The following is a 13,806-nucleotide window of genomic DNA, read 5'->3' on the forward strand; positions in this document are numbered from 1 at the left end:
GCTACACAGTTAAGTTGATGATCTCAATATAACCTGTGATACCCAAGCAAGTGCTGCAGGAAAAATGACGAATCGTCTACAACAAATGACTTTAGATTTTCAACAATCAGAGAAGTTTGTGAAAGAATTACAAATACGTAGCGAAGAAATTAATAACCAAGCACAAACCAGTGCTTCATCGTTAACGGCCTCAACGAGTGCGATCAGTAATATTTTACACAGCAACCAAGAGATGGTGGTGGTTGCCGACCTCATAACCTCTGTCGCCGAGCAAACCAATTTATTAGCACTCAATGCCGCAATTGAAGCCGCGCGAGCAGGCGAACAAGGACGTGGATTCACAGTAGTTGCAGATCAAGTTCGAGATTTATCATCGAGAAGTAATAAGGCTGCTCGTGAAATACAGCAGTTACTCGGCAGAAGTACCCAAGAAGTCAATCAAGGGCAAATTGTCATTAAAGGCACGGTGACTGAATTATCCGAGATCATCAATAAAGTGGGCGGCACACTGACCGATGTACAACAACTCGCTAAAATTATGGCAGAACAAGTTAATGTTTTATTAGAGCTTAATCTCGCTAGTCAAAATGTTGCAGAAGGTGTCGATAAAACGAGTCAAGTGTCTGTCTCAGTGGCAACTCAGGGGACTCAGCTATCCCAGCAGGTCATTATTTTAAAAACACTTGCTAATGATCTCAACACCGTCATTGAATTCTCATAGTGTTTATACATAATTAGCAGTGCAGATCACCTATTTACCACATTTTATGTTGCTTAAACAAAGATTAGCTATGCAGGCGTAGCTATAAAGAGGTAAAATATCAAGCGTATACTTCGTTAAACATCGTTAGAGAGTCAGTTATAAATGCCACAGAATGCATATGAATTAGCTATCAAAGGTTATGCACTAAAGCTCATTTTAGGTCAGTTGCTATTAGTTTTATTTATTGTTTCAGCGACTTATCTTGGGACTGATCATAAATCGACACGTTCAGCAGCGTTAGGTGGGATGATTTTCTTAGTACCGCAATATATCTTTACCCGATTATCATTTTTGTATATCGGCTCTGCGAATATCATGCGCGCCAATACGTTTATGATCCTCGGTCATGCTTGTAAATTTGCACTTATCTTTATTTTGTTTAGCGTAATATTACCTCTACCTGAGATCCAGCATTTCAATTTATTTATTACGTTTGTGATTGTTATGTTTTCACAAATATTTAGTTTGTTGAAACCATTGCCAGAACAGTTTCCGGTCAAATTAGTCACAGCTGAAAATGCGGATGGTATAAGCGAGGATATAGCGATAGATGAGGCTCAAAAAGGTGCATAATACAGGGATGATCACGTGATCACCCCTACGACTATGCCGATTTAGTCAGCTAACGTCGGCAAAATAGCTAATTTTTTAGCGTGGTTAAACGGACGTAATATATAACGATTATGACGTTTTACAATCGAACGATTGCTTGAACCAAACACTAAATAACCGTGTGAGTACATTTTATCAATAAATGCCTGATCACCATGACGAATAAAGACTGAAAGCGGGCTTTCCAATACGCCATCGGTATCAGAGAAAGCGCGATCGTATACTTCAGCACAAATCACCAGTGAATTTTCACCACTTGAGCTTAATTTAAACTTATCCGTCACATTACTTTCAGTTTCTATCAACCAGCCTTCTTTATCCAGCTCAGTTAAAATATCTTCGAGAATAAACTGGGTTAGATTTTTGTACTCCAGCTCGCAGATCTGGGTATAAACACGTTCGATAGCCTCAAATCGCTGTTTAAAATCAGCTTTTACCCCTAATGTTCGGCTTTCTTGCAACCAAATCTTTAAATCACCCGCTAAAATGATATCAAAGCGCTTTTCTTTTAACGCCGTAATGATCCAGTTACCCAAAAAGTGCGTTTCAGATACTGGGTTTTGTAGACTGCGCTTTTCCGCTTGCGCATCAGCTAGCGCCTTTAAACCTTCTCTAACGAGGTTTAACATATTCACGTTATAGGCTTTTTCTTGATCAGACATGTTTGTTCCTTTGGGTATTAACCTGCGAATAATGCACTTAATGGTACATTATTGATACCCGCGTACGATATATATGCACCAAACGCAATTGGTAGGATGACATATATAAGAGAATAAATGGTAAGACCAAATGGTCTACCTAATGCTTTAGTCATAAAGTCTAAACGCGCTTTTTGATGTTTTGCCTTAGCACGCGTCAATAAAATATAGCCGCCATGGCATAGCATAAATAGACCTAAGGCCAATGTATAAAAATCCATAAAATTACCTTTATAAAAACGACAAACAATAATGGAGAGATCCTAACAAGAATTAAAATTATCGCAATGTACTTTTTTGCTATTAAATTGTGATAACTTTGTGATATATCTAAATCTAAATACCGCTATAGTATATATAACACTAGTCCATACCTTACTAGGCATACTTAACTACAGTGGGAAAAATTCACATGAAATCTATAATTAAATTATTAATTATCAGCAGTCTAGTCTTCTCGTTTAACAGTTTTGCTAAAGACCCTATCTATACCGGTTACTTTAGTAGTGAAGCGGTGAGCGGATACGATACGGTTGCTTACTTTACCCAATCAAAAGCGGTTAAAGGTTTAAAGAAATTCAATTATAACTATAAAGGTGAAGATTGGTATTTTAGTAACAGCCAACACCTTGCGTTATTTAAACAAGATCCAGCAAAATATGCACCTCAGTATGGCGGCTATTGTGCCTATGCGGTTGCCAAAAATGATACCGCCTCTTCCGATCCAGAGCAGTGGACAATTGAAAATGGTAAGCTTTATTTAAATTATAACGCTGATATCAAACAACAATGGCTAGAAGACAAGCTAAACTTTATTCAAAAAGCAGATCAAAACTGGCCAAACGTATTGAACTAGACGAGTCACTTAGAAGAGTGCGGTATTAAAAATAATTAAAAGGACACTTAATATGTTAGCAACAAAACGCATTTACACGATCGCTAGTTGGGTTATCGTGGCTTGGATTGCAAAAGTATTCCTAAGCTCTATCCCATATAAATTTTCTGGTCATCCCGATACTATGCATATTTTTTCAACCATAGGTTCTTGGATGGCAACCACCCTATCCGTGGATTTAGGTGGCTTCTTTACGGAATATGGGGCCATTGTCGTCGGTAGTGCGGAGTTAGCAACCAGTCTTTTATTACTCAGCCCGTTGCTATTATTAATCAAAGACAAAGTGTCCGGTCAGAGCAGTGCGGTTTTACGCGCAAAAATACACATACTTGGTGGTTTAGCCTCTTCAGGCATTATGGCCGGGGCTGTTTTCTTTCACATATTTACCCCATTAGGAATTGAAGTATTACATCAAGGTAAAAGTGATGGCGGATCATTATTTATGGCGGCCGTATCAATTCTTATTTTAGGCTTAGTGTTATGTGCCATCAACTTAAAATTAATCAAAGCAGAGTGATCCTATGCTTATACGTGGCTTATTAATATTACATTACATGGTCTTTTGCTTGCGATTTTTGACTATTCCGTGGCGTTATTTCCAGCTTAATGCACGCTATTTTAATAATCAAAAAAAGATATTCTCCAAGCAAGATTTAGATGCGATAACGCCGTTAGAATGGCGTTTAAAGCAGTATATTGATAGGCCTGAATTAATCCCTGCTCACTACCCTGTGTTTGCGAAACCAGAATGGGGACAAAATTCGACCGGTGTCAGTTGTATTCATAATTATGCTGAACTTGAAGCATTACGAGTAAGTCCAAGTTATCAGGTGCAGAATTATTTAATCCAAGAAGCGGCAACAGCCAGTATCGAATTTGAAGTATTTGTAGTTAAACACCCGACAACAACTGGTCAATTTGCGGTAATGTCGATAACCCAAGTAATAAACAACAGTACCGATAAATTCCCAGTCAATGGTATCTATAACCATGAGACCCAATACCAAGATATTACTCCGCAATTAAGGCCAACAGAACAACAAGCGTTGTGGCAAGAACTCAATCGTATGGGTGACTTTACAATCGCCCGTTATAGCTTAAAAGCAAACTCATTAGGCGCTCTATTACAACGACAATTTAAACTCGTCGAAGTTAATTTATATGTGCCGATGCCACTGAGTTTATTAAGCCATAATTTGACCCGGTTACAGAAATACCAGTTACTGTATAAAACCACGTATTCACTTGCTCAATTAGCACAGCAGCTAAACAGCAAAAAAGTAACCCAAGGTATATTTTTTAATAAGTTGATCGCAGCCAGACGGGGTCATCAAACAAGGATTTTAAATCAAGATGAAACTACTAAAACAAGTAATTTACAAATGGATCAGTAGCAAATTTATGGATGGCTGCAGTAACTACAACAGCCTAGAAGTTCGTCGCGGTTGTCGCTCAAAGAAACAAGCCCGTGATAAGTTTGCCGCCGGCAATATTCCTCACGCGCAAGGCACTATCTTTTTCAATCCATTTACAGCGGTGAAGTTTGCTAAAACACACGGTTTCCCATTAGTAATAAAACCCAATGTTAGTGGTTTTTCACGTGGTAGCCATTTTCCAATCCGTAATTATAAAGAACTCTGGCGTGCCATTTTCTTGGCTAAATTATGGTGGCCAACCACAGTCGTCGAGCAATATTTACAAGGTAAAAACTACCGTGTAGTGATCACCAAAGCTGGCGTTATTTCAGTATTGCAGCGCTATCCTGCATTTGTAAAAGGCGACGGTATAAATACCATCAGCGCTTTAATTAATACTGAAAACGCGATCCGTGAAAAGATGGGGCTTTATCCATGTAATAATCCTATTTCTCAAGGCCAACAAACAATTACCTATCTGGCGAAACAAGGTCTGACCTTAGCATCGATTCCTGATAACGAGCAACAAGTTGAGTTGTTTTATCGTATTTCGTTGGCGCCAGGAGGTGTGGTTGAAACTATTCAACGCGATCTGATACCCGCGTACAACAATGAGCTGTTTGCCAAAGTATTAGCTTTATTTGACGCTGAGATTTTAGGTATTGATGTGATCATGCAGCAAGGTATTGAGCATGATGCTCGAGAGCAAAAGCTGATCTTCTTGGAAGTCAACTCACGTCCTTACTTAAAAATGCATAATTACCCGCGTTATGGTCAAGCTGATGATATTTCTGAACACCTTGGTTTAATCACCGTGGCAAGCAATCAACAAGCAGACATCTTCTAATGTCCTCTACGCTTTCTAAGCTGGCACCAGCTAGCTATTTTACTGTTTTTTCGACCCTTCACAGTTTTGTGATTGGCTTATTGCCCTTCTATCTCCCTATTCTTATCTGGCAACAATACCAACAACTTGCGTCACTGACTGAATTTATTGCTTGGACTGGCGCAGGGTTTGTGATGGCTTTATGGGGCTGGCATCAATTGTTCATTCGTGGTTATTGGCGCACCTTAGTGATTTTATCGTTTGCATTCGAAGTCACGCTTATCTATGTGGTGTTATTTCATGTAGCAAGCACTAACCTACTGATACTGGGCTTGCTCAATGGCTTATTTAATTGCAGTTATTGGATGTTACAGCGCATCCTTTTTAACAGTATCAGTGGCAGCAATAATAGCGGACGATTGTTTGGTAATTTACAATTAATATTAGGCTTAAGTTTAAAACTAGGGATCTTGTTTGGCGGTTATTTCATGCAGACTCAGCCTTGGCTTATTTTTGCCTTAAGCTTCATTGCAGCTCTTGGATTTGGCATGATAACTTTAAGCTCGCTAACCACACCGACTTTCGTCTATAAGTACAGTGATCACGCACAGCCTAAATCAGTCATAAGCTCACGTGATAAGCTCGTATTTCTCATTGACGGTCCGTTTTTGTACCTTGAAAGTTATTTATGGGTACTGAGTATTTTTCATCTCACTAACAGTGATACCACTCAATTTAGCTTAACCGTTATTGCGCTGTCTTTAGCGTTAGCATTGATCTTTTACTTCATCAAAAACACCATCGATAAGCAGCCTCAATATCGGTTATATCAAGCTGCAACATTGCTTTATCTTGGTGGTTGGTTAATGCGGGGTTGGATCACAGCGGATTGGAGTGGTTATGCTATTGGCTTGGGATTACTGAGCATCGCCTTTGCTACGGCGCTGTTTCGCTTATACTTCAACAAGCGTTTTTATGATAAAGCCAAGCAACAAGCCAATTATCACTATTTAATCAGTAAGAGTCTGTATTCTCAGCTTGGTATTGTAGTGTTTTTTACTGGACTAACCGCGCTATTTAACATCACTACATTTAGCTTAAGTCAGGTGTATTGGGCAATATTACCCTTGATTACCGTTTATATCCTGTATCAACAAGACCCTAAGCCGACCAACAAAATCATTACGCTATAATTACACAACTTCCACGTAAGTCTCTCGCTGTGGATATAAAGCATAAGACTTATGTTGCTTTGAGGAACATGGACAGCCACAGACATAATTCATTTTAAGTTGCTTACGTGTCGCTATCAAATGAGTAAAGCTGACCGTATGGGCATCTTCACGGTGCATGCAAACCGATAAATAAGAAGGGGTTGGCTCATGGCTAGCATGAAATCGAGTCAGTGCTAAACTGTTCTTATCATCAATGCAGCGCTGATTAGTTAACTCAATAATATTCTCTGCAACGGTATCAATATCAGACGAGGCTGAGGTTGGTTTGATTTCCAACTCATCATTACAACCTTCTCCTGAAAATAAAATCGGGTGCTGTAATAAAATCGAGTTATGATGATCTTCTCGGTAGTTCGTGACTTCGGCCAATGCAACCGATGATGAAACCATGGGTGAGACTGCGGTTATTGTCGTCAGTTCATGGCCATTCCAACGTACCGCGTATACATCACCGGTTTGTTTATTTAGATGGCTGGGGAAGACTAATAACGTAAAGGCAGCATAACGCTGTAAAGACAATTTTTTTAACGCCGAACGGATCTTGGTGAGAGACGTATTACTGACTAATGATTTGACTAATAAACCACGACTAATCAGATCTTTGCCTAGAGGTTGTTGCTGATAATAATTAAGCAGACATATCGATAAGCCCGCTTGGTTAATCGCTATCCAACTACCACCGCCAACAGGATCGACAGGCATTAAATATTTAACGCCAAGATCATTAAAATATTTAGGCGACTGCGCAAGTGCACGGCCCTTTTGTTCGTCTCGGTTAAAAAAAATTTGATAGCCATCACTTGCCAACAACCAACTTACTGTACACATGATGAATCATTCCTTAAGGCTGTGAGTGTCGCAGGGGCTATCCCCATATTTTTTGGGGTATCAATATCACATAACTTAGCGGATATATCCATTAATGCATAATGATGAATGGCATGCATACTTACAAATATAAGTTCGCGCATTAATGAAGTTTCGACTTGTACCACTAAAGTCTCTATCACAGAAACTTCAGTCGACATCAACACATTATTACCCATCATCTGTGGTTCGAGTGTGAATAACCACATTTTAATTTGCTCTAATTCGGCTAATCCTGTCAGACGGCACGTTTCTACCAACGCACCACGGCGACGAATATCATAATCAATGGTCTGTACATTGCCCTTGAGCGCATAATAGAGATCTAATATATGGCGTAAATGTTCGCCAATGCTACTGCTGATATAGGGTTTTGCACGCAGGCAATATTGCTCATTTGTCATTGAGGTCAGTAAAGCAATACCTTGATCTAAGCCTTCTATGTTGCCTTTAATTACTTTTCTAAATTGTGCTACAAGATCTATGACCATCATCACTCCTTTAATTACCACCTATTTCTAAGTAAAGCATACATCAAATACTAGGTTTGACTTATCACGAAAAAATCACAATTTGAGTAAGAAAGCGTACCATACCATGCCATTATATTTGAATGAATAGGCGAACATTGAAACTAATTGCTAAATTATTACTCATTTAGCTAACATTTATGATAAATTAGGGGAAGATAGCAAATACTTTAAATTAATGGGACATTCCATGTTAAATGATTTTTTAAATAAACTAGCGGCACAGCCAACTACCATTCAGTTCGACGATGTCATCGCTGTTATTGATGCAAGCTATGATTTCGCTCCCACTAAATTTTATAATGGCTACCTAGTAAACGAAGCAACTGAAAATACCGGTTCGTGCAAATTATTTGCATTAGGTCGTTTAAACAAATTCACTAAGCAGCAGATGCTAGAATGTTTCGGTTCTTATTACCGTAATGATGTATTAAATAATCCAGCAGGTGATGACCATGCCAACATCCGTTATTTCATGCGCACAGGCTGGTCAGGTATTCAATTTGAAACGCTACCACTTAAATTAAAATAAAATAACGTTAACTGATTAACGCTATGTTGAGGCAGAGAAAGTATTATTTTCTCTGCTCACCCCCTACCTATCATTACTGCATTTAATCTCTCTTACTAAATATAACCCGTTATACTTATAACAACTGCGTTATTTCTCCCAGCCTTAGCAACAGCTAACAAGGAGTTGATATGTATATTCATTTAAATGGTTTTGACTTTGAATTTTCAAAACAAGTGATCGCTTCTTTTATTGATAGTAATGAATATCAACAGCAATCATCTGACATCGCAGGTATTCACCTTACCGATACTTACCAGCAAATGTTACATGCAGGCATCAGTAAAAATGAGCTTATAAAAGCAATATTAAACTACCACATCAGTGCCTTAAGTGATGATGGTATTAGTGTTGACGCGATCAAAAAATCAACTTATAGCGATGTTAATGTCAGTTTTTTAATTGATGTAAAAAGTGATAACGTGGCACGATTTGTCAATGTCGATGATAAAAAAGAAAACAGTGTATGCATTAACATGCGTAATTTTGATCATCAATTTACCCTTACCTACTCGCAATTAATTCAACTCGAAGAATCATATCGAGAGAAGACTCAAGAGCAGCTGCTGATACTCTTTTTAGAAACATTTAAAACCATAATGGAGATCGACGATGTTTCTTCACGGCAATGCCATTATGCGATCTTAGCCAGTACCGGGTTATTGTTATTTGCAGAACAACTCAACATTCTTGATGCTATTCAATTTAATGAAATAGAATTTGAGCTGAACACTGACCGACTTTTATTAAATTTACCCGCAGGATTAGAAACCTGTTTATTTGAGCTTGAATTTAATATTGAGAATTTACAACCACCATTTCCAACAAAAAGTATCCACTAAAGCTACCAATAAATAAGTCACTAACTAAATCTGACGGTAAAAAAGTGTATGGGCTTATTTTATTTCGCATACACTTCCATTCTAAGCATTTAATTTTAAAAATAATTATACAAGTAGAATAAATATCCTCGTTTTTTACTTAAATTACCTTAAAGATATTGCCGCAAAAGCCGACTATATAGACCTAGCCACAGATTCAGCAATGTTAATTAGGTAGGATGTCGTAGATATGAAAATCAGAGATAAATTATTAGGACTTACCGGTATTTCAGTAAGCGCACTACTATTGGTACTCGGTATGTCTTGGGTTGCCAATGAGCAAGTCATGGATATTAACCATGCAGCAACCGATGTGAAAGAACTCGAAGTCACCTTATTAAATTTGCGTCGTAACGAAAAGGATTTTTTACTACGACATGATGCGAAATATCTCGAACAATTCAAAGTCAATTACGCATTTTTTCAACGTGAATTAAGTCAATTAGAAAAAGAGCTAAGCACACTCAATATTAGTATTTCTAGCATGACTACCTTGGCAACTTCGATGCAAGACTATGAGCATAGTATGAATGCACTGGTTAGTAATTATCAAACACTGGGTCTCAATATTGAACAAGGATTGCTGAAGCGTCTTAATAATAACTATAAACGTTTACTCCAAATCGCAGACCGATATAACCGTAATCTTTTGATCACCACCGACCTTGCACAAACCGCGAAAATGTTTGCCCTATTGGGTAAACCAGCATACAACTTGGACTATCAAGCTAAACTAGCCCTTTACGACCAACAGCTCACCCTTGATTTTGGCAGTAATTATACTAATTTCCGCAAAACGATGAGTGATGTGATTACGCAGTACAGCATCATCGGAGAGTCCCCGACAATGGGGTTACGTGGTGAAATGCGTGGCCATTCACATCAAGTTGAAAAAATATTTAAAGCGGTGAGTATTCAGCTTAATGACGAAATAGCAATCCAGCAGCAGCAAACTATCACCCTTATTTTAGCGGCGGTATTAGTGGTGATTGGTGCTTTGTTAACTCTCTCATGGCTGATTAGTCGTTCAATCCAACATCGTATACAAAACCTCAGCAGCTTGATGGCGACAATTGCACAGAGCCATGATTTAACCACGGTTGCGGATGAGCAAGGTAATGATGAATTATCACACATGGCTGGTAACTTTAATTACTTATTAGCAAACCTGCGAGAACTCGTTAGTAACGTCAAAGAAGCTGTACATGAACTTGGATCTGCATCAACGCAATTACAAGATCGTAGCGTGGATTCAGAAACTGCAATGGAGCGTCAGCAAGCAGAAACTGACGCAGTGGCAACAGCGATTACCGAAATGGGGTCTACAATTCGAGAAATTGCAGGTAGTACCGAAAGTGCCGCGAGCAATGCTGATAATAGCCATCACGGTGCGCGAGAGGGGCTCTCTGAAGTGAGCGCAACCAAAGAGCGTATTCGTATTCTATCTGATGACTTATCTAAAACCAGTAATGAAATAGCCAATTTATCATCTCTGTCTGACAATATCGGTTCAGTGCTTGATGTCATTCGCTCAATTGCAGAGCAAACCAACCTACTCGCACTTAATGCAGCTATCGAAGCCGCGAGAGCCGGAGAACAAGGTCGCGGGTTTGCAGTCGTAGCAGATGAAGTGCGGTCGCTGGCACTAAGAACACGTCAATCGACAGAAGAGATCACCAGTATTATTGCGACCCTACAAGAACAAACGGGTCAAGTAGTCGTGCATATTGGCCGCTGTCACGAACAGGGCGAATTAAGTGTTGAACAAGCTGATAGTGCAGAATCTAAAATTGGTCAGATAATGACAGATATGCAACTCATCATGGACACTAGCACACAAATTGCTACGGCCGTTGAGCAGCAAACCGTGGTATCAGATGAGATCGGTCGTAACGTCACTTCAATCCGTGATATCACCAGCCAAAATTCACATATTGCCCATGAAAACGCACAAGCGGCAAGTGCCGTTGCGAGTCAAGCAAGGAGCTTAGATCAAGCAATTGCGTTGTATATCGTATAATTGGCATACCAAAATAATAAAAAATATAGAGATAAAAAGACCGACGCCATCGCTTCGGTCTTTTGTCATTCACCCAGTATCAGCACCCAGAAGTAAGATTAACTGTGTTCTTTTATCGCTTGTTGCAATGCCAGCCATTTTTCAACCACAGGATGTAAATGTTCATCTCCGCCATGATGAACAACCGAGCCGTTAAGCGCTGAATCAGCGGCGAGAAGTGCGTTAGGTGCAACAGCCTTTCCCGATTTCAATGCAATCTCTTTCACTAAACCAATAGCAACTAACTTATCACCACACAAAAACTGATGCTGATAATAAAAATATTTATCATCCCAGCTCAAAATTTCAGTGGTCATAGTAAAGGCTTGAAATGGACGAATAGGCTTTAAATAAATAAAATCTTGCGCCGCTATCATGCGTAAGCCATAACGACCAGATAATGCCAGCCGAGAGCTATGCCAAATACCAAAGCGGCCTAACTCCATAAAGCTAAATACCCGGTAATTAGGGAGGTGATCACGCCAACCAAGGTCATGTAACCAAACGCGAAACCGATCACTGCGTTTATTTACCAGCGCCACAGCATCCTGCTGGCGGGCACTAAAGATAATGATTAACATCCGAAAAAATAAATTCATGTTACTCCCTTACATAAAATAATTCGAAGTAACATACTGACTCAAGTATATAAAATGTAAAGTAGATGTGGCATAAAAACTTACTGCTAGCATTTTTATGCTACATCACGCCAATGTCATCGAGACTCCCAGTACAATAAATAACAGCCCGCAACACTGATTAAAACCTTGTCCACTACGCATTAATTTAGGCCGAATGCTATGAGCAACACACGCGACAACATACTCAGCCACAAACTCAACACACACAAAGGTGATAGCAATAACGATAAACTGCGGCAGTAACGCAGCGGCAGGATCAATAAACTGGGCTAAAAATGCAGTAAAAAACAGTAGTACTTTAGGGTTTGACAGCGCTGCAAAAAAACCTTGTCGAAACAGGCTGGCTGGGCTATACAATTGGCTTTCAGCAAGTTCCGTTAACTCAAGCGCAGGAGCATTGCATAACTTAATGCCGAGCCAAATAAGGTAAACAGCGCCTATCCATTGCAGTGCCGTCATGGCTTCCGGTTGCGCTTGTAATATAGCTCCTAATCCAAACATCGCGATTGCAATTAAGATCAAAAAGCCCAACACACCACCACAAATAGTAAACAATGTGCGTCGATGTCCATAGCGCGCACCATGACTCAACGCCAACAGTGAGTTCGGTCCTGGGACCACTGCTAAACCCATTGCCGCAACCAAAAATACCAACCAAAGATTAAACGCCATAATTATATCCACATAAACAAAAGTACACTTAGTATAAAATCCAACAATGAAAACCAAGGATGTAATCTGGACGTTTAATGATATTATATAGACATAGTACTAATGGACACCAATTATGAACTCAGCAGACGTTCGCTTTCTACTTCTCCCGCTACCTGATTTTAATATGCTACCGTTTGGTGGTTTTTTAGATAAATTACGCTTTTCGGCGGATGATGCTGATCATAGTCAACAGCGACATTGCTCATGGCAGGTTATCGGTTTAAACACCAACCCCGTCATATCCAGCAGTGGTATTCCTATTGCAATCCAATCAACGCCTGCTGATATAAACCTGTGTCAGTATGATTATCTGGTTATCTTTGGATGTCGTACCGCACGTCAATCACAACAGCAAGCACAAAATTACGGTGTATTGTTAAAACACGCAGCGGCACTTGGGATCACCCTTATAAGCATAGATAATGCTTGCTTTACCTTGGCTGAATTAGGTTTATTAAACGATCATAAAGTCACTGTACACTGGCGTCATATTAATGAGTTTAGCCATGCTTATCCCCGCTTAGAAATTGCGAGCGAACAACTGTACTGTATCGACCATAAGCGGATTAGTTGCGCCGGAGGCAGTGCAGCGATCGACTTAGCTATTGCCATACTGAGTCGTCACCTTGGGCAGACGTGGGCAATTAAAGGGCTGGCAGATATGTTAGTTGATGAAGGTAGAAATCAATTACATCAATTAAGATCACGCCAACATACACTCCAGCATGATCATCACGTTGATCGTACTATCGCCCTAATGCAAGAATTGATGGCCAGCAATACATCCATTGAGCAATTAGCCAATCACACCGGTTTAAGCCGTCGACAACTAGACCGACGCTTTAAACAACATTTCAATCTGACTGCACATCAATACTGGCTCGAGATACGCTTACAACATTTGCATTGGCGTTTGCTTAATTCAGACCACGGTTTGGCGATTTTGACTGACGAAGTCGGTTTTCAAGACAGCAGCTATTTATGTAAAGTATTTCGACAACGATTTAACCTTTCCCCAGGTCAATTACGTCATCAAAGGTGAAATGAGTCTGGTTCCGATGCATAAATCGGTCACACATATTGCAATAAATGACCA

Annotated in this window: 17 protein-coding genes; 11 read left to right on the forward strand and 6 right to left on the reverse strand. The window is 39.5% G+C overall.

Features of this window, described 5'->3' with window-relative positions:
- Window positions 1-64 precede the first annotated feature (64 nt).
- Together QNK26_RS01800 and QNK26_RS01805 are read left to right on the forward strand one after the other, a co-directional pair.
- Entirely contained in the window at window positions 65-721 is a 657-nt protein-coding gene (locus QNK26_RS01800) for a methyl-accepting chemotaxis protein (RefSeq protein WP_319220548.1), read from the forward strand.
- A 144-nt stretch (window positions 722-865) separates the two neighbouring features.
- Window positions 866-1,336, forward strand: a complete 471-nt coding sequence (locus QNK26_RS01805; protein WP_319220549.1) for an ATP synthase subunit I — start codon at window positions 866-868, stop codon at window positions 1,334-1,336.
- Between the two features lie 41 nt (window positions 1,337-1,377).
- Here QNK26_RS01805 and QNK26_RS01810 read toward each other — a convergent pair whose 3' ends face one another.
- The gene (locus QNK26_RS01810; protein WP_319220550.1) at window positions 1,378-2,037 is read right to left on the reverse strand and encodes a DUF2913 family protein; all 660 of its coding nucleotides are present in this window, start codon (window positions 2,035-2,037) and stop codon (window positions 1,378-1,380) included.
- Between the two features lie 17 nt (window positions 2,038-2,054).
- Window positions 2,055-2,297, reverse strand: a complete 243-nt coding sequence (locus tag QNK26_RS01815; RefSeq protein ID WP_319220551.1) for a hypothetical protein — start codon at window positions 2,295-2,297, stop codon at window positions 2,055-2,057.
- A gap of 191 nt (window positions 2,298-2,488) precedes the next feature.
- Here QNK26_RS01815 and QNK26_RS01820 point away from each other — a divergent pair, with 191 nt between their 5' ends.
- Genes QNK26_RS01820 through QNK26_RS01840 form a run of 5 tightly spaced genes read left to right on the forward strand, consistent with a single transcriptional unit; the run spans window position 2,489 to window position 6,405 of the window.
- Window positions 2,489-2,932: a YHS domain-containing (seleno)protein gene (locus QNK26_RS01820; RefSeq protein ID WP_319220552.1), complete on the forward strand. Its 444-nt coding sequence runs from the start codon at window positions 2,489-2,491 to the stop codon at window positions 2,930-2,932.
- Between the two features lie 52 nt (window positions 2,933-2,984).
- Window positions 2,985-3,488, forward strand: coding sequence for a hypothetical protein (locus QNK26_RS01825; RefSeq protein ID WP_319220553.1), 504 nt, complete (start codon window positions 2,985-2,987; stop codon window positions 3,486-3,488).
- A 49-nt stretch (window positions 3,489-3,537) separates the two neighbouring features.
- A complete protein-coding gene (locus QNK26_RS01830; protein ID WP_319220554.1) occupies window positions 3,538-4,365 on the forward strand; it encodes a hypothetical protein in 828 nt (275 codons plus the stop codon).
- Window positions 4,325-5,233 carry a cyanophycin synthetase gene (locus tag QNK26_RS01835; protein WP_319220555.1) on the forward strand — a complete coding sequence of 303 codons (909 nt, stop codon included), beginning with the start codon at window positions 4,325-4,327 and terminating at the stop codon, window positions 5,231-5,233. The genes QNK26_RS01830 and QNK26_RS01835 overlap by 41 nt, the downstream gene beginning before the upstream one ends.
- On the forward strand, window positions 5,233-6,405 hold the full coding sequence (locus tag QNK26_RS01840; RefSeq protein ID WP_319220556.1) for a hypothetical protein: 1,173 nt from the start codon (window positions 5,233-5,235) through the stop codon (window positions 6,403-6,405). The genes QNK26_RS01835 and QNK26_RS01840 overlap by 1 nt, the downstream gene beginning before the upstream one ends.
- Here the strand turns inward: QNK26_RS01840 and QNK26_RS01845 are convergent, their stop codons facing one another.
- Window positions 6,406-7,275, reverse strand: a complete 870-nt coding sequence (locus tag QNK26_RS01845) for an NRDE family protein (protein WP_319220557.1) — start codon at window positions 7,273-7,275, stop codon at window positions 6,406-6,408.
- Window positions 7,263-7,808 (reverse strand): hypothetical protein, encoded by a 546-nt coding sequence (locus tag QNK26_RS01850; RefSeq protein WP_319220558.1) that lies wholly within the window; start codon window positions 7,806-7,808, stop codon window positions 7,263-7,265. Before QNK26_RS01850 ends, QNK26_RS01845 begins: the two co-directional genes overlap by 13 nt.
- Before the next feature lie 226 nt (window positions 7,809-8,034).
- Here QNK26_RS01850 and QNK26_RS01855 point away from each other — a divergent pair, with 226 nt between their 5' ends.
- From QNK26_RS01855 to QNK26_RS01865, 3 genes are all read left to right on the forward strand, one after another.
- A complete protein-coding gene (locus QNK26_RS01855) occupies window positions 8,035-8,376 on the forward strand; it encodes a HopJ type III effector protein (RefSeq protein WP_319220559.1) in 342 nt (113 codons plus the stop codon).
- A 170-nt stretch (window positions 8,377-8,546) separates the two neighbouring features.
- A complete protein-coding gene (locus tag QNK26_RS01860) occupies window positions 8,547-9,257 on the forward strand; it encodes a hypothetical protein (protein WP_319220560.1) in 711 nt (236 codons plus the stop codon).
- A 229-nt stretch (window positions 9,258-9,486) separates the two neighbouring features.
- Complete coding sequence (locus tag QNK26_RS01865) at window positions 9,487-11,316, forward strand: methyl-accepting chemotaxis protein (RefSeq protein WP_319220561.1); 1,830 nt, start codon at window positions 9,487-9,489, stop codon at window positions 11,314-11,316.
- Between the two features lie 98 nt (window positions 11,317-11,414).
- Here the strand turns inward: QNK26_RS01865 and QNK26_RS01870 are convergent, their stop codons facing one another.
- Window positions 11,415-11,954 carry an acyl-CoA thioesterase gene (locus QNK26_RS01870; RefSeq protein WP_319220562.1) on the reverse strand — a complete coding sequence of 180 codons (540 nt, stop codon included), beginning with the start codon at window positions 11,952-11,954 and terminating at the stop codon, window positions 11,415-11,417.
- 105 nt (window positions 11,955-12,059) lie between these two features.
- Entirely contained in the window at window positions 12,060-12,668 is a 609-nt protein-coding gene (locus QNK26_RS01875; protein WP_319220563.1) for a LysE family translocator, read from the reverse strand.
- A gap of 115 nt (window positions 12,669-12,783) precedes the next feature.
- Between QNK26_RS01875 and QNK26_RS01880 the strand changes: the two genes are divergently transcribed.
- Window positions 12,784-13,752, forward strand: coding sequence for a GlxA family transcriptional regulator (locus tag QNK26_RS01880; protein ID WP_319220564.1), 969 nt, complete (start codon window positions 12,784-12,786; stop codon window positions 13,750-13,752).
- Window positions 13,753-13,806 lie beyond the last annotated feature (54 nt).

The sequence above is a fragment of the Moritella sp. genome, assembly GCF_033791185.1.
In the GTDB taxonomy this organism is placed as follows: Bacteria; Pseudomonadota; Gammaproteobacteria; order Enterobacterales; family Moritellaceae; genus Moritella.